This is a genomic window from Vreelandella sp. F11 (assembly GCF_042466685.1).
GTDB lineage: Bacteria > Pseudomonadota > Gammaproteobacteria > Pseudomonadales > Halomonadaceae > Vreelandella.
The window spans coordinates 1,198,061-1,216,305 of the sequence record NZ_CP170448.1 but is presented as its reverse complement, the minus strand read 5'-3'; the positions used below and the strand labels follow the sequence as shown (position 1 = coordinate 1,216,305).

Annotated in this window: 18 protein-coding genes; 8 read left to right on the top strand and 10 right to left on the bottom strand. The window is 56.4% G+C overall.

Annotation, left to right across the window (positions count from 1 at the left end):
• Positions 1 to 51 precede the first annotated feature (51 nt).
• The 6 genes from cyoE to ACFIOZ_RS05400 form a co-directional block, all read right to left on the bottom strand.
• Entirely contained in the window at positions 52 to 975 is a 924-nt protein-coding gene (gene cyoE, locus ACFIOZ_RS05425; protein ID WP_386082677.1) for a heme o synthase, read from the bottom strand.
• A complete protein-coding gene (gene cyoD, locus ACFIOZ_RS05420) occupies positions 933 to 1,253 on the bottom strand; it encodes a cytochrome o ubiquinol oxidase subunit IV (protein WP_386082676.1) in 321 nt (106 codons plus the stop codon). The genes cyoE and cyoD overlap by 43 nt, the downstream gene beginning before the upstream one ends.
• Position 1,254: 1 nt before the next feature.
• Positions 1,255 to 1,875, bottom strand: a complete 621-nt coding sequence (gene cyoC, locus ACFIOZ_RS05415) for a cytochrome o ubiquinol oxidase subunit III (RefSeq protein ID WP_386082675.1) — start codon at positions 1,873 to 1,875, stop codon at positions 1,255 to 1,257.
• Positions 1,875 to 3,869 (bottom strand): cytochrome o ubiquinol oxidase subunit I, encoded by a 1,995-nt coding sequence (cyoB, locus tag ACFIOZ_RS05410; protein WP_386082674.1) that lies wholly within the window; start codon positions 3,867 to 3,869, stop codon positions 1,875 to 1,877. Before cyoB ends, cyoC begins: the two co-directional genes overlap by 1 nt.
• Before the next feature lie 3 nt (positions 3,870 to 3,872).
• The gene (gene cyoA / locus ACFIOZ_RS05405) at positions 3,873 to 4,880 is read right to left on the bottom strand and encodes a ubiquinol oxidase subunit II (RefSeq protein WP_386082673.1); all 1,008 of its coding nucleotides are present in this window, start codon (positions 4,878 to 4,880) and stop codon (positions 3,873 to 3,875) included.
• A gap of 280 nt (positions 4,881 to 5,160) precedes the next feature.
• Entirely contained in the window at positions 5,161 to 5,922 is a 762-nt protein-coding gene (locus ACFIOZ_RS05400; protein ID WP_386082672.1) for a DeoR family transcriptional regulator, read from the bottom strand.
• 332 nt (positions 5,923 to 6,254) lie between these two features.
• On the opposite strand from ACFIOZ_RS05400, the gene ACFIOZ_RS05395 reads away from it, so the two are divergent.
• The 7 genes from ACFIOZ_RS05395 to cdd all read left to right on the top strand — a co-directional run bounded on the left by ACFIOZ_RS05395 (position 6,255) and on the right by cdd (position 13,218).
• Positions 6,255 to 7,106 carry an outer membrane protein OmpK gene (locus ACFIOZ_RS05395; protein WP_386082671.1) on the top strand — a complete coding sequence of 284 codons (852 nt, stop codon included), beginning with the start codon at positions 6,255 to 6,257 and terminating at the stop codon, positions 7,104 to 7,106.
• A gap of 36 nt (positions 7,107 to 7,142) precedes the next feature.
• Entirely contained in the window at positions 7,143 to 8,426 is a 1,284-nt protein-coding gene (locus ACFIOZ_RS05390) for a NupC/NupG family nucleoside CNT transporter (RefSeq protein ID WP_386082670.1), read from the top strand.
• Between the two features lie 85 nt (positions 8,427 to 8,511).
• Positions 8,512 to 9,306 (top strand): deoxyribose-phosphate aldolase, encoded by a 795-nt coding sequence (deoC, locus tag ACFIOZ_RS05385; RefSeq protein ID WP_386082669.1) that lies wholly within the window; start codon positions 8,512 to 8,514, stop codon positions 9,304 to 9,306.
• Positions 9,306 to 10,661, top strand: coding sequence for a thymidine phosphorylase (gene deoA, locus ACFIOZ_RS05380; RefSeq protein ID WP_386082668.1), 1,356 nt, complete (start codon positions 9,306 to 9,308; stop codon positions 10,659 to 10,661). Before deoC ends, deoA begins: the two co-directional genes overlap by 1 nt.
• A complete protein-coding gene (locus tag ACFIOZ_RS05375; protein ID WP_386082667.1) occupies positions 10,658 to 11,902 on the top strand; it encodes a phosphopentomutase in 1,245 nt (414 codons plus the stop codon). Before deoA ends, ACFIOZ_RS05375 begins: the two co-directional genes overlap by 4 nt.
• Positions 11,903 to 12,060: 158 nt before the next feature.
• Positions 12,061 to 12,786, top strand: a complete 726-nt coding sequence (gene deoD, locus ACFIOZ_RS05370; RefSeq protein WP_386082666.1) for a purine-nucleoside phosphorylase — start codon at positions 12,061 to 12,063, stop codon at positions 12,784 to 12,786.
• A 12-nt stretch (positions 12,787 to 12,798) separates the two neighbouring features.
• Positions 12,799 to 13,218, top strand: a complete 420-nt coding sequence (cdd, locus tag ACFIOZ_RS05365; protein ID WP_386082665.1) for a cytidine deaminase — start codon at positions 12,799 to 12,801, stop codon at positions 13,216 to 13,218.
• On the opposite strand, the gene ACFIOZ_RS05360 is transcribed toward cdd, so the two are convergent.
• The 3 genes from ACFIOZ_RS05360 to ACFIOZ_RS05350 all read right to left on the bottom strand — a co-directional run bounded on the left by ACFIOZ_RS05360 (position 13,215) and on the right by ACFIOZ_RS05350 (position 16,104).
• Positions 13,215 to 14,204, bottom strand: a complete 990-nt coding sequence (locus tag ACFIOZ_RS05360; protein ID WP_386082664.1) for a LacI family DNA-binding transcriptional regulator — start codon at positions 14,202 to 14,204, stop codon at positions 13,215 to 13,217. The two genes, cdd and ACFIOZ_RS05360, sit on opposite strands and share 4 nt — an antisense overlap.
• 74 nt (positions 14,205 to 14,278) lie before the next feature.
• Positions 14,279 to 15,328, bottom strand: coding sequence for a Gfo/Idh/MocA family protein (locus ACFIOZ_RS05355; RefSeq protein ID WP_386082663.1), 1,050 nt, complete (start codon positions 15,326 to 15,328; stop codon positions 14,279 to 14,281).
• Positions 15,325 to 16,104 carry a ThuA domain-containing protein gene (locus tag ACFIOZ_RS05350; protein WP_386082662.1) on the bottom strand — a complete coding sequence of 260 codons (780 nt, stop codon included), beginning with the start codon at positions 16,102 to 16,104 and terminating at the stop codon, positions 15,325 to 15,327. Before ACFIOZ_RS05350 ends, ACFIOZ_RS05355 begins: the two co-directional genes overlap by 4 nt.
• 252 nt (positions 16,105 to 16,356) lie before the next feature.
• Between ACFIOZ_RS05350 and ACFIOZ_RS05345 the strand changes: the two genes are divergently transcribed.
• Complete coding sequence (locus tag ACFIOZ_RS05345; protein WP_386082661.1) at positions 16,357 to 17,481, top strand: aminotransferase class V-fold PLP-dependent enzyme; 1,125 nt, start codon at positions 16,357 to 16,359, stop codon at positions 17,479 to 17,481.
• 44 nt (positions 17,482 to 17,525) lie between these two features.
• Here the strand turns inward: ACFIOZ_RS05345 and ACFIOZ_RS05340 are convergent, their stop codons facing one another.
• A complete protein-coding gene (locus tag ACFIOZ_RS05340) occupies positions 17,526 to 18,215 on the bottom strand; it encodes a CBS domain-containing protein (protein ID WP_386082660.1) in 690 nt (229 codons plus the stop codon).
• Positions 18,216 to 18,245: the final 30 nt, after the last annotated feature.

The following is an 18,245-nucleotide window of genomic DNA, read 5'->3' as shown; positions in this document are numbered from 1 at the left end:
CCGAGCTATTTCCTCGGGGCATCTAGTTGAGGGCCTGGCGCTGTGAGTGTATTACACCAGCATCGGCACCATGGCTTCCAGCACCATCACTAAACTCATCGCGGTGATGGTCAAAATGGAGACGCCAAACACCTTCTTGGCCCAGCGCACATCGTCGTCTAAGCGGTAGCCGCGCAGCGCCAGGTAGAGCCAGTAGCCGCCCATGGTCAGCGCCACACACAGATACCCCGCGCCCGCCTGGCTGGCCAGCCCTAGCGCCAGCGAGGCGGGAATAAACGCTACGATGTAGCCCAGGATATGGTGCTTGGCCATTTTGACCCCGCGCACCACCGGCAGTACCGGAATCGATGCCCGTTGATAATCAGCGTAGCGGAAGATCGCAATGGCATAGGAGTGCGGCATCTGCCACAAGCAGAAAATCACCAGCAGCATGATCGCACCGCTGTCGAACTGACCTGACACTGCGCAGTACCCCACTACCGGCGGCATGGCGCCGGAAAGGCTGCCCACTAGTGTGCCGTACTCTGAACGGCGCTTCATGTAGAGGCTATACAGCCCCACATACACGCCCCAGCCAATCACCGCCAGGGCAACCGTCAGCCCATTGGTGCCCAGCGCCAGACACACCACTCCCGACACCCCCAGCAGCGCCGAAACGCCCAGCGCTTGGGTGATGGAAATGCTGCCTCTGACCAGGGGACGATGGCGCGTACGCGCCATCAATGCATCAATATCGCGGTCAATGACGTTATTACACGCACAGCCCGACGCAATGATTAATGCAATCCCCACCATGACCGCCACAAAGCTGAGCCACTCGAACTGCCCCTGGGCGGCCAGAAAGTAGCCGCCTAACGTAGCAATCAGGTTGCCCCCGATAATGCCCGGTTTGGTCAGTTCCAGCAGATCCCGCCAACGGCTAGGTGCTGAAATCAGCCGATCATCATGTTGAGATGCAGATGCTGCATGATCCACAGCGAGCCTCCTACCACTAAGACGAGAACCGTCAGTGTGAAGACGAAGGACATCAGGTTCCAGCCTTCGTCGGCTTTGGTACTCATATGCATAAACATGACCAGCTGTACCAGTATCTGCAGCACGGCGGTCACGGCGATCACAATCACGGTAGCCAGTACGCTAAAAGCACCACTCATCACCACCGCAAAGGGGATAATGGTCAGTATCAGCGACAATACCAGTCCTGTCACATACGACTTAACGCTGCCATGGGCATTGGTTGAACTTGCACTCATCTCACAGCACTCCCATCAGATAGACGAATGAGAAGACACAGATCCAGACGATATCGAGGAAGTGCCAGAACAGGCTTAGGCACAAAATCCTCGGCCGGGTCATATCGTTCAACCCTTTGGTCGACAGCTGTACCAGCATCACCAGAATCCAGATCATGCCGAACGTAACGTGCAACCCGTGTGTACCTACTAGGGTAAAGAAGGATGACAAAAAGGCGCTGCGATCCGGACCGTACCCTTCATGGATCAGATGCTGGAATTCATAGAGCTCCATACCCAGGAAGCACAAGCCCAGTAGAAAGGTAATAATCAGCCATACTTTCACTTGGCCAACACGGTTGGCATGCATGGCCAAAACGCCCATGCCGAAGGTGAAACTACTGATCAGCAGCGCAAAGGTGCCGAAAAGGATCAACGGTAATTCAAAGATATCAGCGCCCGTTGGCCCACCCGCCGTGCCTCTCATCAGCACGGCGTAAGTGGCGAACAGTGACCCGAAGATCACCAAATCGCTCATTAAGTAGACCCAGAAACCAAACAGTTTCGTGCCCGAGGCATCGTGATGCTCTTCTTCGTGCTCTACCGGGTGGTGCGAGCTATGATTTAGCGTATCAGTCGACATTACGCTTGCGCCTCCACGCCTAGTTTTTGTTCACATTTGAGTTGATGCTCACGTTCGATGCGCTCAACTTCAGCAGCAGGAACGTAGTAGTCGATATCGTCGTTAAACACACGCGCCATAAAGCTGACGAATACACCCACAGCGCCGACGCCGGCTAACCACCAGATATGCCATACCAGGGCAAAACCGATGACCAGTGCAAAGAAGCTGATAACCGGCCCGGCCACGGTATTACGCGGCATATGGATATCGGTGTAGGGGGCTTCTTCCAACTGCTCGTTGCTACGCTGTTTTTGCGACCAGAAGCTATCGATATCACCCACTTCCGGTAGGCGCGCAAAGTTGTAGAACGGTGCAGGTGAAGAGGTTGACCACTCCAGGGTACGGCCATCCCAGGGGTCACCAGTGACATCCGCATTTTGCTTGCGGTCGCGGATGCTGACCCAGAACTGAATAATGGTGCAGACAATGCCCAACATGATGATCACCGCACCAACCCAGGCCAGAATCATCCACGGCTGCCACTCAGTGTTGGGATAAGACTGCATGCGGCGTACGGCACCAAAGAAGGCCAGCACGTAGAGCGGCATAAAGGCGACATAGAAGCCGATAAACCAGCACCAGAATGAGCGTTTGCCCCACTTTTCGCTGAGCGTGAAGCCGAACGCTTTGGGGAACCAATAGGTAAGCCCCGCCATCATGCCGAACACCACGCCGCCGATAATAACGTTGTGGAAGTGGGCAATAACGAACAGGCTGTTATGCAGCACAAAGTTAGCCGCGGGCACCGCCAGCATAACGCCGGTCATACCGCCTAGGGTAAAGGTAATAATAAAGCCCAGCGTCCACAGCACCGGCGACGTCAGCTCCAGACTGCCGCGGAACATGGTGAACAGCCAGTTGAACACTTTCACCCCGGTAGGGATGGCGATGATCATTGTCATAATGCCGAAGAAGGCGTTGACGTTGGCGCCCGCTCCCATGGTGAAAAAGTGGTGCAACCAAACCACAAACGAGAGCAAGGTGATCGAAATGGTCGCCCACACCATGGTGGCGTAGCCGAATAGCCGCTTACGAGCAAAGGTCGCAATCACTTCAGAGAACACGCCAAAGGCTGGCAGAATCAGGATATAGACTTCCGGGTGGCCCCAGGCCCAGATGAGATTGACGTACATCATCATGTTGCCGCCAAAATCATTGGTGAAGAAGTGCATACCCAAATAGCGATCCAGGGTTAACAGCGCGATGGTCGCGGTCAAAATCGGGAAGGAAGCGATGATCAGCACATTGGCACACAGCGATGTCCAGGTGAAGATCGGCATGCGGAACATCGTCATGCCTTTGGTGCGCATTTTAATGATGGTCACGAAGAAGTTAATACCGGTGAGCGTGGTGCCTATACCGGATATCTGCAACGCCCATATCCAGTAATCGACCCCCACGCCGGGACTAAACTCTATCCCCGATAACGGCGCGTAAGCGAGCCAGCCGGTAGCTGCGAACTCCCCCACTACCAGCGAAATATTGACCAGTATCGCAGAGACCGCAAACAGCCAAAAACTTAAGTTATTCAGGAAAGGGAAGGCAACGTCGCGAGCACCAATTTGCAGCGGCACCACTAGGTTCATGAGGCCAATGACCATGGGCATGGCGACAAAGAAGATCATGATCACGCCGTGGGCAGTAAAGATCTGATCGTAGTGGTGTGGCGGCAAATAGCCCGCTGCATCCCCGGCGGCCATCGCCAACTGGGTGCGCATCATTATCGCATCCGAGAAGCCGCGCAGCAGCATCACCAGGGCGACGATGAAGTACATGATACCGAGCTTTTTATGGTCGACGGAGGTAAACCACTCGTTCCATAGCCAGCCCCATTTACGGTAATAGGTGATTAAACCAAACAGTGCAACCCCACCAATGGCCATAAAGGCCGCGACGACCATGATGATCGGCTCGTGGTAGGGAATTGACTCTAACGTGAGTTTTCCAAACACGGCTTAACCTCCCGCTTCTACGCTAGAGGAGTGGCTGCGCATGGCATTATCCTGACTAGCATGGTTGTTGGTTTCATGGCCTGATTCGGCCGCATGATCAATAGCGTGAGCGCTTTCGCCATCGTGTGGCTCAGCATGGTCGCTGCCCATCTGGTGGCCGCCGCCGGTATGGAAGCTTGTCAAGATGCTTTCATACAGCGAGGGCGAAATCGCCGAGAAGTACTCCACCGGGTTCGATTTGCTAGGCTCAGCCAACGCCTCATAACCTTCGGGGTAGGTCAGCGTTTGTGGGGCGCCGCGCACGGTTTCAACCCAAGCGTCAAAATCTGCAGGCATCGTCACTTTGGCTTCAAAGGTCATGCCAGAGAAGCCCGCGCCGCTGTAGTTGGTGGAACGACCTGGGTAGCTACCAATTTCATCAGCGATCAGATGGACATCGTTATCCATGCCCGCCATGGCATAAATCTGGCTGCCAAGATGGGGGATAAAGAAAGCGTTCATCACTGAGCCTGAGCTGACCCGAAAGCGCACCGGTGTATCTACCGGAAAGGCCACTTCGTTAACAGTGGCAATACCCTGCTCGGGGTAGATAAACAGCCACTTCCAATCAAGCGACACCGCCTGTATTTCGATCGGCGCCACATCGCTTTCCAGCGGTTTGTGGGGATCAAGGGTATGGGAGGTCTTCCAGGTCAACAGGGCGAGTACCACGATAATCGCACAGGGCACGATCCACACCACCGCTTCGATCACGTTGGAGTGCGCCCAATCAGGCGTGTATTTAGCCAGGCTATTACTACGCCGGTAACGCCAGCCAAACAGCAGCGTCATGACAATCACAGGAATAACCACAATCAACATGAGGCCAAAGGCGGTCAGAATCAGTGTGCGCTGCTCAGCGCCAACCTGGCCTTTTGGGTCTAGCAGCGCTGAACTACAGCCTGCTAGAAACAGACACAGCGCAAGGAGCACTAGCGTGCCTCGCCTGCGCCAAAGTGAGCGTCGTTGCATGGTGTGATCTCGTCAGAGGTTGTTTAAAACACTAGCTAGCCATACCGCCCTTCTACATAGCAGGCTAACTACCACCCCATACTCTTCCCAAAACATGCTCTGCAGGACGCTCTTGAAAACGCGCTAGTAAAACGCTCTCAAGGACAGTGCACACGTGACGCCGGGCGCCATTGCTCCGGGAAAAATATGCGTCGCCGGATGGGAATTGGCGACGAGCCTCGCTGGCTTAAGCACTAAAGACTTAAGCAGTTAAGACTAAAGTATTTTCTATTGATCGAGATCATGAAAGAAGTGGCGCATTGCCGCACCCCAGGTATTGACTGCTATGCACTCCCTCGTCGTCGGTGACCACCACATCAAAATCTTCCAGGGCAGCGAAATAGGCCGGGCGTACTACGCCGAACTTGCTGGCATCTACCACCAACAGTCGCTGCATGGCGGTGGCAATGGCTGCCTGTTTGGGAGCAACCTCGTGAAAGTGAAAGCAGCTAACACCTCGCTCTAGATCTACCCCAGCCGCCGATATCAGCGCTTTATTAATACCCAACCGTTCGATGGCAGCGGCCATATTGTCGCTGCCAAATGACTGCGAAGCGGGATAAAACAACCCACCTAACAGCACCAAGCGCACGTTGGGGAGAGCGGCGACGGCATTAGCAACATTCAGCGCATAGGTGACTACCGTCAGTTCATGGAAATGGCTCAACTGGCTTAGCAGCGGCATCAGCGTTGACCCGCAGTCAATAAACAGCGTATCGCCTTCTTCTATGTAGGCTAATGCCCGCTGACAGAGACGATACTTAGCCTGGTAGTGGCTAGCCTGCTGTTCGGATAAGTCATAAATAGGCGTAACGCCAGGATAATTTGCCATCACCAGGCGCCCACCCAGCAGGCTAATGGCAGTGGACTGAGTCGTGAGGTCGCGGCGGATGGTCATTTCAGAAACATTGCACAGTTCTGCGGCATCGCGCAGATGAAGAGTGCCGCCACTGGCAAGCGCTTCTTGAAGTTTGGCAAGGCGCATCGCGCTACGGCCATTCATGGTGGGCATCTCCTGGCAAACCCTCTTATTGTGATCTTCCCAGCGGGAGCATGGGTGTTGCATCCCCTTGCATAGCTATTTGCATATCTATTTCCATATCTATGCTGAGCGAGCTGCGGCGTAATTTCCACTGCTACGACGGCCATTGATCCTATTAGTGCCATAATGAGAGCTATATGACATTTAAATAGCGTTGATGTGACAACACTTGCAAATCAACGTTAGAAAAATAACACTAAATGTTATAATTTTAACATTAACGCCAGCCCGCACAATTACAACCCCCGGATAGCCCATCCAAATGGCTCCGCGATAACCTTGTTGAGGCTCCTATGACAGTTCGTACTCACTCTTCTCACACCTCGTCTTTTGTCGCGCTTAGCGCTGGCTTAACAGGTGTATTGGCAACAATGCTCACTACACCGCTAATGGCAGATGATGCTCAGCCCCATCCGCTTGACCGGTTGTGGTCATTCGCCAATGTTTCGGTTAACTATCTTGATTGGTCAAACGGTACCGAAGATCGCACCGCTTCCAACGCGGCGAAAAGCGACTTTATGTTTCTCGAAATCGAAGGCGGCGCTGGCTTTAGCTGGGGTGAGTTTTATGGCTTCTTTGATTTCGAGAACCCCACCAACGACCAGTTCGATGAGTCAAGCGGTGGTAAAGACAATTTCCGCACTGCGGGCAAAGTGACCTCGCATATTTACCTGGGTGATAGCCCGCTGTCGATTTATGCCCACCTGTATGACTTCCGCGATTACGGCTATAACAGCCGCGAACAGGATCAGATTCTGGGTCTGGGTTACCGTACCACCTTTGATAACGGCCTCTGGTTCAAGCCCTTTATCGGGGCTGCGCGGGTGCAAAGTAACAGCTATACCGGTATGAACGGCTATATGGCAGGCTGGGTCGCGGGTTATGATTTCAACGCGCTCAACCAGAACTTCAGCGTCACCAACTGGCACGAACAGACGTTTGGCCGCGACGATGACTACCTGGAGCAGAACTACGTGGGCGACAAAGCTGGCAGTGTGGGCACTAACGGTGCGCTGAGCCTGTGGTGGCATCCTAGTGACTTAATCACCACCGGTATTCAGTACCGCTACTCTGAGAATAAGTTGGGCACGCCCAACGACTATCAGAATGCGGTGATCTACTCCGTCAAGCTCAACTTACTTTAAACGCGTTTAACCCTCGCGGACTCGAAGGATCTCCTTATGACACTCCTTATGAGCTTGGTGGGTATGGTCACTCTGGTGGCCATTGCCCTGATCTTCTCTTATGACCGTAAATCGATCCGGCTGCGTACCGTGCTGGGCGCCTTTGCTATCCAGGCGGGTATCGGTGCCTTTGTACTTTACGTGCCGTTTGGCCAGGCGGTGCTGCAGGCCATTTCGTCCGGTGTTAGCCAAATATTGGTGTATGCCAACGACGGTATCGGTTTTCTATTCGGCGGCTTAGCGGATGTGGATAATGTCGGCTTTGTATTTGCGATCAAAGTACTCCCCGTTATTATCTTCTTCTCCTCACTCATCGCCGTGCTCTACTACATCGGCATTATGCAGTGGGTCATTCGTATCCTGGGTGGCGCGCTGCAGAAAGCGCTAGGCACCTCACGTACAGAGTCGCTCTCCGCCACCGCGAATATTTTCGTCGGCCAAACCGAAGCACCGCTGGTGGTACGTCCCTTTATCGCCCGCATGACACCGTCGCAGCTGTTTGCCGTTATGTGTGGTGGTCTGGCGTCGGTGGCCGGTTCAGTATTGGCGGGCTACGCCGCCCTGGGTATTCCCATGGAGTATTTGGTAGCGGCCTCCTTTATGGCGGCGCCAGGCGGGCTGCTGTTTGCCAAGCTGATCATGCCGGAAACCCAAGACGTTACCGACAGCGACAGCGTTTCCAAGGTGGAAGAAGAGATTGACGCCCAGGAAGATAAGCCTGCCAACGTCCTGGATGCCGCTGCATCAGGCGCGACCTCAGGTTTAATGCTGGCCGCCAACGTGGGCGCCATGCTACTGGCATTTATCGCATTAATTGCACTGGTCAACGGCATATTAGGTGGCGTGGGCGGCTGGGTAGGTTTTGACTCGCTGAGTCTGGAGCTGATCTTGGGCTGGCTGTTTGCCCCACTGGCCTTCCTGTTGGGTGTACCCTGGGAAGAGGCCACGCTGGCTGGCTCATTCATTGGCCAAAAACTGGTAGTCAACGAATTTGTCGCCTATATCAATCTGGCACCCTACATCGATGGGGAACAGGTAGTGGCTGCTACGGGTCAGATGATGACACCGCACACCATGGCGATTCTCTCTTTTGCGCTGTGTGGCTTTGCGAACCTCTCCTCCATTGCGATTCTGCTGGGTGGCCTGGGCAGCATTGCGCCTACCCGCCGTAAAGAGATTGCCCGTTTTGGTGTTAAAGCCGTGTTGGCCGGTACACTGTCCAACCTGATGTCGGCCTCGATTGCCGGCTTCTTTATCGCCCTCAGTAACGCGACTGCTTAACGCAGCGAGATTTGCTGAAGGTGACGGGCGCTGCGGCTTTATCCGCAGTGCCCGTTTTTATCTTTTACTGATTTGTGAGAATTCAATGACTGCGACCGCCTCTCCTCATATCGTCCAAGCCGCCCGCCAAGCACTCACCCTCATGGATCTAACGAGCCTGAACGAAAGCGACAGTGACAGTACCATTGAAGCGCTCTGCCAGCAGGTGAAAACGCCCTTTGGCACGCCTGCCGCCGTCTGTGTGTACCCACAGTTTATTGTCACCGCCCAACGCGCCCTGACTGCTCACAAGCTAAATGACCAGGTGAAGATCGCCACGGTCACAAATTTCCCTAACGGCAGCGACGACATTATGGCCGCCGCCCGTGAAACCCGCGATGCAGTTGCCTCCGGCGCCCATGAAGTCGATGTGGTGTTCCCCTATCGCGCGCTAATGGCCGGCGATGAGGAGACCGGCCTTGAGCTGGTCGAGATGTGCAAAGCCGCCTGCGCGGGCCAAGCACTGCTCAAAGTGATCATTGAGTCCGGCGAACTCAAAGAGCCTGCGCTGATCAAACGTGCCAGCGAGCTCGCCATTGAAGGCGGCGCGGATTTCATTAAAACCTCGACCGGTAAAGTAGCCGTTAACGCTACGCTGGAAGCCGCTGAAATTATGCTCAAGGCGATTAAAGCCAGTGGCCAGGACGTTGGTTTTAAAGCGGCGGGGGGTGTCAAAACCGCCGAAGATGCGGCCGAGTATCTAGCCCTTGCCAACGAGATTATGGGCCCAGGCTGGGCGACCCCCGCGCACTTCCGCTTTGGGGCCTCTAGCCTGCTCGGCAACCTGATGGCTACGTTGACCGGCAACACCAACGCGGCCACTACAGAGGGAGGTTACTAATGTCTGCCAACGCCACTCAACACACCCTGCTCCCCCAGGAGCTGATTCGCTTAAAGCGTGACAACCAGCCGCTGCCCGCGGAAGAGATCAAAGCCTTTGTCCAGGGCATTGCCGATGACCGCATCAGCGACGCCCAGATTGGCGCCTTTACCATGGCAGTGTTTCTCAACGGCATGAGCCGTGAAGAAGTGGTCGCGCTGACCACCGCTACCCGCGACTCCGGCCATGTGATGCAGTGGAGCGATTTGAACCTGCCTGGTCCAATTGTCGATAAGCACTCCACCGGCGGCGTGGGTGATTTGGTATCGCTGGTGCTCGGCCCCTGGGTCGCCGCCTGCGGCGCCTTTGTACCGATGATCTCCGGGCGTGGCCTGGGCCATACTGGCGGCACGCTGGATAAGCTTGAATCGATTCCCGGCTACGACCCCTACCCCGCGCCAGAGCGTTTCCGCGAGGTGGTGAAATCCACCGGCGTGGCGATTATTGGCCAAACCGGTGACCTCGCTCCTGCCGATAAGCGCATTTACGGCGTACGTGACGTCACCGCCACGGTAGAGTCTATTCCGCTGATTACGGCCTCTATCCTGGGTAAAAAGCTGGCCTCCGGGCTGGACGCGCTGGTCATGGACGTAAAAGTCGGCAGCGGCGCCTTTATGCCCACGCCGGAAAAATCCCGGGAGCTTGCCAAAAGCATCGCCAATGTGGCCACCCAAGCAGGCACACCCACCACTGCCCTGCTTACCGATATGAGCCAACCGCTGGCACCCTGCGCCGGTAACGCTGTAGAGATCGTGGAGACTCTGGCCCTGCTGCGTGGCGACCGCCCCAACAGCCGCGTGATGCAAGTCACCCGTGAACTGGCAGTGGAAATGCTGATTGCCGGCAAGCTGGCTGGCTCACGAGAAGAAGCGCTGTCGAAGCTTGAAAAAGCGCTGACCTCCGGCGCTGCCGCGGAAGTGTTCGCCCGTATGGTGCGAGAACTCGGCGGCCCCAGCGACTTTATGGAGCGCTCCGAGCACTACCTGGCCAAAGCTGAAGTCATTAAACCCGTATATGCCGAGCAGGCTGGCACCGTTCAGCGCATTGATACCCGCGCCGTGGGCATGAGCGTGGTCGAGCTGGGCGGTGGTCGCCTGCGTAACGATGCCAGCGTCGACCACAGCGTCGGCTTTACCGATATCGTCGAAATCGGTGAGCGCGTGGATAGCCAGCGCCCCATCGCCATGGTGCACGCCCGCAGTGACGCCGCCGCTGAGCGCGCCGCCGAGCAGCTCCGTACCGCGTTTACGATTGGCGAAGCGGCGGCTACCCCCGACACCCTGCTACAAGACACCTTCCGTGGAGAAGCCTTATGAGCCGCGCGATAGTCCTGGTACTGGACTCCTTTGGGATTGGCGCCGCCCCGGATGCCGCCACCTTCGGTGATGAAGGCTCCGACACCCTGGGGCATATCGCCGCCGCCTGCGCCCGTAATGCGGCCGATAACGCCAACCGTTCAGGCCCGCTCAAGCTGCCCAACATGGCCAAGATGGGGCTATTCCACGCCCACCGCGACGCCACCGGCAGCGTTGCCGAAGGCGTGACGCTACCGGACAGCCTGGAAGGCGCTTACGCCCACGCTAAAGAGATCTCCAGTGGCAAAGACACTCCTTCCGGCCACTGGGAAATCGCCGGCGTGCCGGTACGCTTTGACTGGGGCTACTTTCTGGATAAAACCGACAGCTTCCCCCTTGAGCTGCTCGACGCTATTGTCCAGGAAGCTAATCTAACGGGTGTCATTGGCAACTGCCACGCCTCAGGTACCGAGATCATCGCCCGCCTGGGTGAAGAGCACATTGCCACCGATAAGCCGATTGTTTATACCTCAGCGGATTCGGTGTTTCAGATTGCCGCCCACGAAGAGTATTTCGGTCTCGAGCGGCTTTATAAACTGTGCGAAACCGTGCGTGAACTGCTAGAGCCCTACAACATTGGCCGCGTCATCGCCCGTCCGTTTATCGGCGAGGACAGCACCACCTTCGCCCGCACCGGCAACCGCCGCGACTATAGCGTAGAGCCGCCCTCGCCTACGGTGCTGCAGAAGCTTGCCGATGCTGGTGGTGAAGTGGTCTCGATTGGCAAAATTGCCGATATCTACGCCCACTGCGGCATTACCCACAAGGTCAAAGCCAGCGGTCACGACGCGCTAATGGAGGCAACACTCAAAGAGATCGAGCGTACCGCTAAGCGCGAGGTCGGCGAACGCGCCATGATCATGACCAACTTTGTCGATTTCGACTCGGTCTACGGCCACCGCCGGGACGTGCCGGGCTACGCCGCCGCGCTGGAAGACTTCGATGCCAAGCTGCCAGCTTTGTTGGCTGCGCTAAGCGAAGATGACTTGCTGATTCTCACCGCCGATCACGGCTGCGACCCCAGTTGGCACGGCACCGAGCACACCCGCGAGTACATCCCCATTCTGGTACACGGCTCCGGTTTTACCCCCGGCTCGCTGGGCGAGCGTGGCACCTTTGCCGATATCGGCCAAACCCTCGCCGACTTTTTCCTGCTTCCGGCCATGGCCGATGGCAAAAGCTTTCTACCTGACGCTGCTTAAAGGCAAATAACCAACCTCTAGCACAAAATCGTGCAAGGTCTGAATCAGCCCGTAGCGGGGGTCTTTCGCCATGGATGGCGAAAGTAGCGCCCAGGGAAGGGTTCACAGCGCCCCCGCGAAGGGTTGATTCAGACCGTTAAATTATATGGGAGCGTGACATGGCTACACCGCATATTAATGCCGAGATGGGCGATTTCGCTGATACCGTACTGATGCCAGGCGACCCGCTGCGCGCCAAGTACATCGCCGACACCTACCTGGAGAATGTTCGCCAGGTCAACGATGTACGCAATATGTTCGGCTATACCGGCACCTATCAAGGCCGCGAGATTTCCGTAATGGGCCACGGCATGGGCATTCCGTCGGTCTCCATCTACGCCAAAGAGCTGATCACCGACTACGGCGTTAAATCACTGATTCGCGTGGGCTCCTGCGGCGCGGTGCGCGACGACGTTAACGTCCGCGATGTGGTCATCGGCATGGGCGCCAGCACCGACTCCAAGGTTAACCGCATGCGCTTTAACGACCACGACTTCGCCGCCATTGCGGATTTTGAGCTGACCCAGCACGCCGTGGCTGCCGCCAAAGCTAAAAACGTGCCAGTCAAAGTTGGCAACATCTTCTCGGCAGACTTGTTTTACAACCCGCAAACTGAGATGGCTGAAATGCTTAAGCGTTACGGCATTGTGGGTGTAGAGATGGAAGCTGCTGGCCTTTACGGCGTCGCCGCCGAGTTTGGCGCTCGCGCCATGACCATCTGTACGGTGTCGGATCACATTCTGAAAGGCGATTCGCTCTCCAGCGCAGACCGTCAAACGACCTTTGACGACATGATGCTGATTGCTTTGGACACCGTGTTACGCGACGACGAAGCCCGCGCTTAAGAGGAAGTTGTGATGAGTCAGCAAACGGATGAAGTATCAGCAGAGATCGTTGAGAAGCTATTCAGCGCGCGGGCTAACGCCTATGTGCCCTACTCAGCACACCCGGTGGCATCAGTAATGGTGACGCCGGATGGCCAGCAGTTTGCAGGCACTAACGTAGAAGTGGCCCACTACAAAGGCCTGTGTGCTGAAGCCTCTGCCATTTCCGCCATGATCACCGCTGGGCAGCGCCAGTTGGCCACCGTCTACGTGATGGGCCCGGGCGATCACCTGTGCACGCCCTGTGGCGACTGCCGCCAGCGCATCCGCGAGTTCGCCACGCCAGAAACGCAAATCAAAGTGCTCTCCGGCAGCGGCGAACTGCTGAAAACCTACACCATGGAAGCCCTGCTACCCGACGGTTTTGGGCCTGAGCAACTGCCGCAGCGTTAAGCCGTATCCCGCACCACCAGCGCCACTGGCAACGATACATGCCGGGGCGCTGCTCCCGCCCGCGCTTCTGCCAGTAATGCCATGCTCGTCGCCGCTATCTCGGCAATATCCTGTCGTACCGTGGTGAGCCCGGTGGCGAGGGTGGGCAGGTCATCAAAACCGGTGACCGCCACTTGGCCTGGCACCTCAACCCCGCGATCTTCCAGCGCGGCCACACAGCCCAACGCTAGTTCGTCGGTGGCGCACACCAGCGCATCAAAAAGCAGTGGTTGAGTGCCCTCTTCGTCTAAATAGCGATTTAGGTAGCGATAGCTGTTAAGGGAGTCTGACGCCAAGCGATGCGGTAGACTGATCAAGCGTTCGGCGAGCCCCGCCTCTGCCAATGCCCGCCGGTATCCTTCCAAACGGCTATGGGGACGCGGCACCTCTAGCTCGCCGCCCATAAAGGCCAGTCGTTGGCGACCCTGGGCAATGAGGTGGTGGGTGATCTCATACAGCCCCTGCCGATCGTCCGGGGCGACCGAAAAGCCTTCTCCGGCGTCACCTATGCGTACAAAAGGAATAGCAGCGGCCTTAAGCAGTGCCGGGCGCTCATCGCCTGGGGCGTCACCAAGCAAAATAGCCGCCCCCGCGCGTTCGGGTAATTCAGCGGTTTGCTGGTGATTAAAGAACACCGGCACCATACCCTGCTGATGAAGCGCCACGGTAAGATGCTGGTAGAGCAAGATATAGTAAGGGCGCAGCTCAATATCCTGACGGCCGAGAGAGATGCCCACCACCGCCATTTTACCGCTTATTAGCTGACGAGCCGCGGCGCTGGGCTGGTAGGCCACTTCCCGACTAATCGCCAAAATCTTCTCACGCAGGGCGTCGCTAAGGCCCGGCTTGCCGTTCAATGCCCGGCTGACCGAGGCAATCGATACCTGGGCCCGCCGGGCAATTTCCCGAATGGTGGCCGTTTGGGCGCTTTGTTTGCTCTTTATCACCGACTCTTTCTCGCCCTATCTCTCACCTGGAAAGCGTCCAGTGTGCCGAAAAACGCCCGGCGTTGCGACGCTGATTACACTGCAATGTCCAGGCTGCGATCCTCCTGACTGGAGATAACACAGGCATCAAGAACGGTTTGGATCGCCGCGCCGCGAGCAAAATCCGGCTGGTCGTTTTCACCACGGCGGATGCTTTCTATGAAACGCTGATAGATATTCGGCGTGGACGGAGCCTTGACCGTGCTCCAGCGGGCGGGGTGAACATTGTCATCCAGGCATACCTGCACCTCATCTAATGATGTATCCAAATCGACACGAATAGCCCCTTTATCGCCGTGTACGCTGAGGGTTAGCGAGTTGTGGTGCCCAGTCGCCCAGCGGGTGGCTTGAAGGGTGCCCTTGGCCCCATTGGCAAAGGTTACCCGCATTAGCGCGGTATCGTTGGCATCCAGCAGATAGTCACCGATACGGTTATCCGGGGCTTTCTCGAAGCAGGTCAGTTCGCAGTTAACGCGGGTAATATCGCCAACGGGAAAGCTGGCGAAATCGACAATATGGACGCCCACATCCCCTAGCACGCCTTTACTGCCGTGGGCTTCCGAGAGCCGCCAAAGCCACTGGCTATCCTGATCCCAACGCCCCCAGGCATTGCTGACCAGCCAGCTCTGCCGGTAGCTGGCATCCACGTGACGTACTTGCCCAATCGCCCCAGCGGTAATCAGTGCACGGGCGTGCTGAATGGCCGGTGCATCCCGATAGCTAAAGTTGACCATATTGATGACGTTGGCAGCCTCTGCCGCTTGGGCCATTGCATGGGCATCGTCGGCATTCGTCGCCAGCGGCTTTTCACACAAAATGTGTTTGCCTGCGGCAATCACGGCCAGTGACGTGCGCTTATGAACACCATCTGGTGTGACGTTGCTAACGGCTTGGATATCCTCCCGCGCCAGCATAGCCTCCAGGTCGTCATACGCATCGGCGATACCAAAACGACCAGCAAAGTCGCGGGCCTTGGCCAGCTCCATATCGCATACCGCCACCACTTCCACTCCCTCGATCCGGCTAAAGTGCTTGGCGTGTTCACCCGCCATACTGCCAGCGCCAATAATCGCTAAACGGATCATTTGAAGCCCTCCTCGCCGGGTTTATGCAGGCTTTCCCCTTTGATCTCCACCGGGTTGGGCGCCTGATCGGCAGGAACATTAGGGCAACTGTCGATCCATCGAGAGCCTTCCGGGCGGGCCCAATTTACGGCGTTCTTCAGTACCATTTTCACCTGTGTGTCGTAGTAGATTGGGTAGGTTTCGTGGCCAGGGCGGAAGTAGAAAATCTTGCCGTTGCCGCGCTTATAGGTCAGCCCTGAACGAAATACCTCTCCACCTTCAAAAGCACTGATAAAGATCACTTCATCGGGGTTGGGCACCGCAAACGGCTCGCCGTACATTTCGGTATGCGGCAGTTCGATATAGTCGCCCAGGCCCTGCACGATAGGGTGCCCAGGATTCACCACCCATAGCCGTTCGCGCTCTCCCGCTTCACGCCACTTGAGCGAGCAGGTGGTGCCCATCAAGCGTTTGAAGATTTTTGCGTAGTGTCCGGAGTGCAGCACAATCAGCCCCATGCCCTGCAGCACGCGTTTCTGAACGCGATCAACCGTTTCTTCCAGCACATCGCCGTGGGCAGCGTGTCCCCACCAAAGCAGCACATCGGTATTGTCGAGGAACTCTTCACTTAGTCCTTGCTCGGGGTCTTGCAAGGTAACGGCGGTGGCGTTGATCTCTGCCACTTCGTTGAGGCCTTCGGCGATGCAGTGATGCATGCCATCTGGATAAATGCGTGCCACGACTTCATTGGTTTGTTCGTGGACGTTCTCCCCCCACACCGTGACGTTAATGGTCATCTCTTCTCCTCAGCCAGACTGGCAGTCGCTTCTAAATGACGTCTATGTAACTCTCAACCGCCAAGGTAAACGTTTACTACAAATACGTAAACGTTTACTTATCTGCAACTTTAGTCGCGCTAGAGAGAGCACACTGTTCGCTAACGCTATTGGCATAGCGCCCTGGTTATCCGTATTCTGATGTGTTCCCACGCGCTTTAGCGCCGCTAAAGCGCGTGTTTAACTAGCTGTCTCTAACACCAGGAGAACGCCATGGCTGGCTTACTGCCCAACGTCGACCCCGACGGCCTGCTTGAGTACTCAGTGGTCTATACCGACCGTTCGCTGAACCATATGTCACAGCAGTTTCAAGGTGTGATGCGGGATATTTCCGCCACGCTTAAGGAGGTGTATCACGCCCACGCTGCGGTCATCGTACCGGGGAGCGGTACCTTTGGAATGGAAGCGGTGGCGCGCCAGTTTGCCGTTGACCAGAAAACCCTGGTCATTCGCAATGGCTGGTTCAGCTACCGCTGGACGCAAATTATTGAGATGGGGCGTTTAACCCAACAGCACACGGTGCTTAAAGCACGGCGCCTGAATGCCGATGATCCGCATTCACCTTTTCAGCCAGTGCCCATTGATGAGGCCGTGGCGAAAATTCGTAGCGAGAAGCCTGCCGTCGTGTTTGCCCCGCAAGTGGAGACCTCCGCTGGCTTGCTGCTTCCGGACGACTATATTCAGGCGCTTGCCGAAGCAACTCATGAGGTAGGTGGTCTGTTCGTGCTGGACGCTATTGCGGCGGGCACCCTGTGGGTGGATATGCAGGCGCTGGGCATTGATGTGGTGGTCAGCGCACCGCAGAAAGGCTGGAGCGGCTCACCCTGCTGCGCCATGGTGATGCTCTCAGAGCGTGCCACCCAGCGTTTGAGCGAGACCCAGAGCAACAGCTTTGCCTGCGATTTAGGCAAGTGGCACAGCATCATGCAGGCCTACGAAAATGGCGGGCACGCCTACCACGCCACCATGCCCACGGATGCCTTGCGGCAGTTGCGCGATATCATGAAGGAGACCCGCGGTTACGGCTTTGCCAAGGTAAAACAGGAGCAGCAAGCGATTGGCCGGGAAGTCCGCGCGATGCTTAAACGCTACGGTTTTGTCAGCGTTGCAGCGGAAGGCTTTGAAGCCCCTGGCGTGGTGGTGTGCTACAGCGACGATAGCGGCTTGGTGGGCAAACTTGCCCAGGCGGGTATTCAGGTGGCGGGCGGCGTACCACTGATGTGTGATGAAGGTGACAACTTCCAAACCTTCCGCATTGGCCTGTTTGGACTCGATAAGCTCCACCACACAGAGCGCAGCGTAACCAGCCTGGAGCAGGCGATTAAATCAGTGGTTTAAAGTGTCAGGAAGGAGTAGCCCGCTATAAAAATAGCGGGCTAAAGTCACATATATCCCACGCCCCGCGGCATCATACCCAGGTGGTTTTCAACCTTCGTGACCCCTGGTACGTTTTCCGCTGCCACTGATACCGCCTGCTTCTGCTCATGGGATTCGACCAGCCCCCAAACCTCTACCGCACCGCCATCCACAATCACGCTAATGCCTTCGACCTGTACACCGGTATTATTCTCAACCTCTTTGAGAATGGCCTCACGAATCTGCCGATCATCTGAGGGTGATTGGGTCGGCGCTACCGCGGCATTGGCGATCCCTTGTAGCAGGTTAGCGCGGCTGACAATGCCCACCAGTTTGCCTTCACGCAGCACAGGCACCCGCTTGATATGGTGTTTTTCCAACATGCGCGCAATGGTGTGCAGCGGCGTATCTTCCGCGACGGATAGCGGGTTGGCCGTCATGACTTCATGGGCTTTTCGGCCGTGGGACTTTACATAGTCACCCGCATCCTTGCCACCGGCAAACAGCGTTAACCACCAGGCGTCGCGATGGCCTCCGTCATCTTTTACCCGACGCATTAAATCGCCTTCACTGACAATGCCAATCAGTTGGCGATCCTCATCCACCACAGGCACAGCACTGATACGGTGCTTGAGTAGCAGTTGGGCAATGTCGCGCACTTCTGTATCAGGGCCCACGCTGACCACGTTGGGCGTCATAATGTCGATAGCTTGCATGGCTCTCCTCCTTGCGTCAGCCCTTAATAC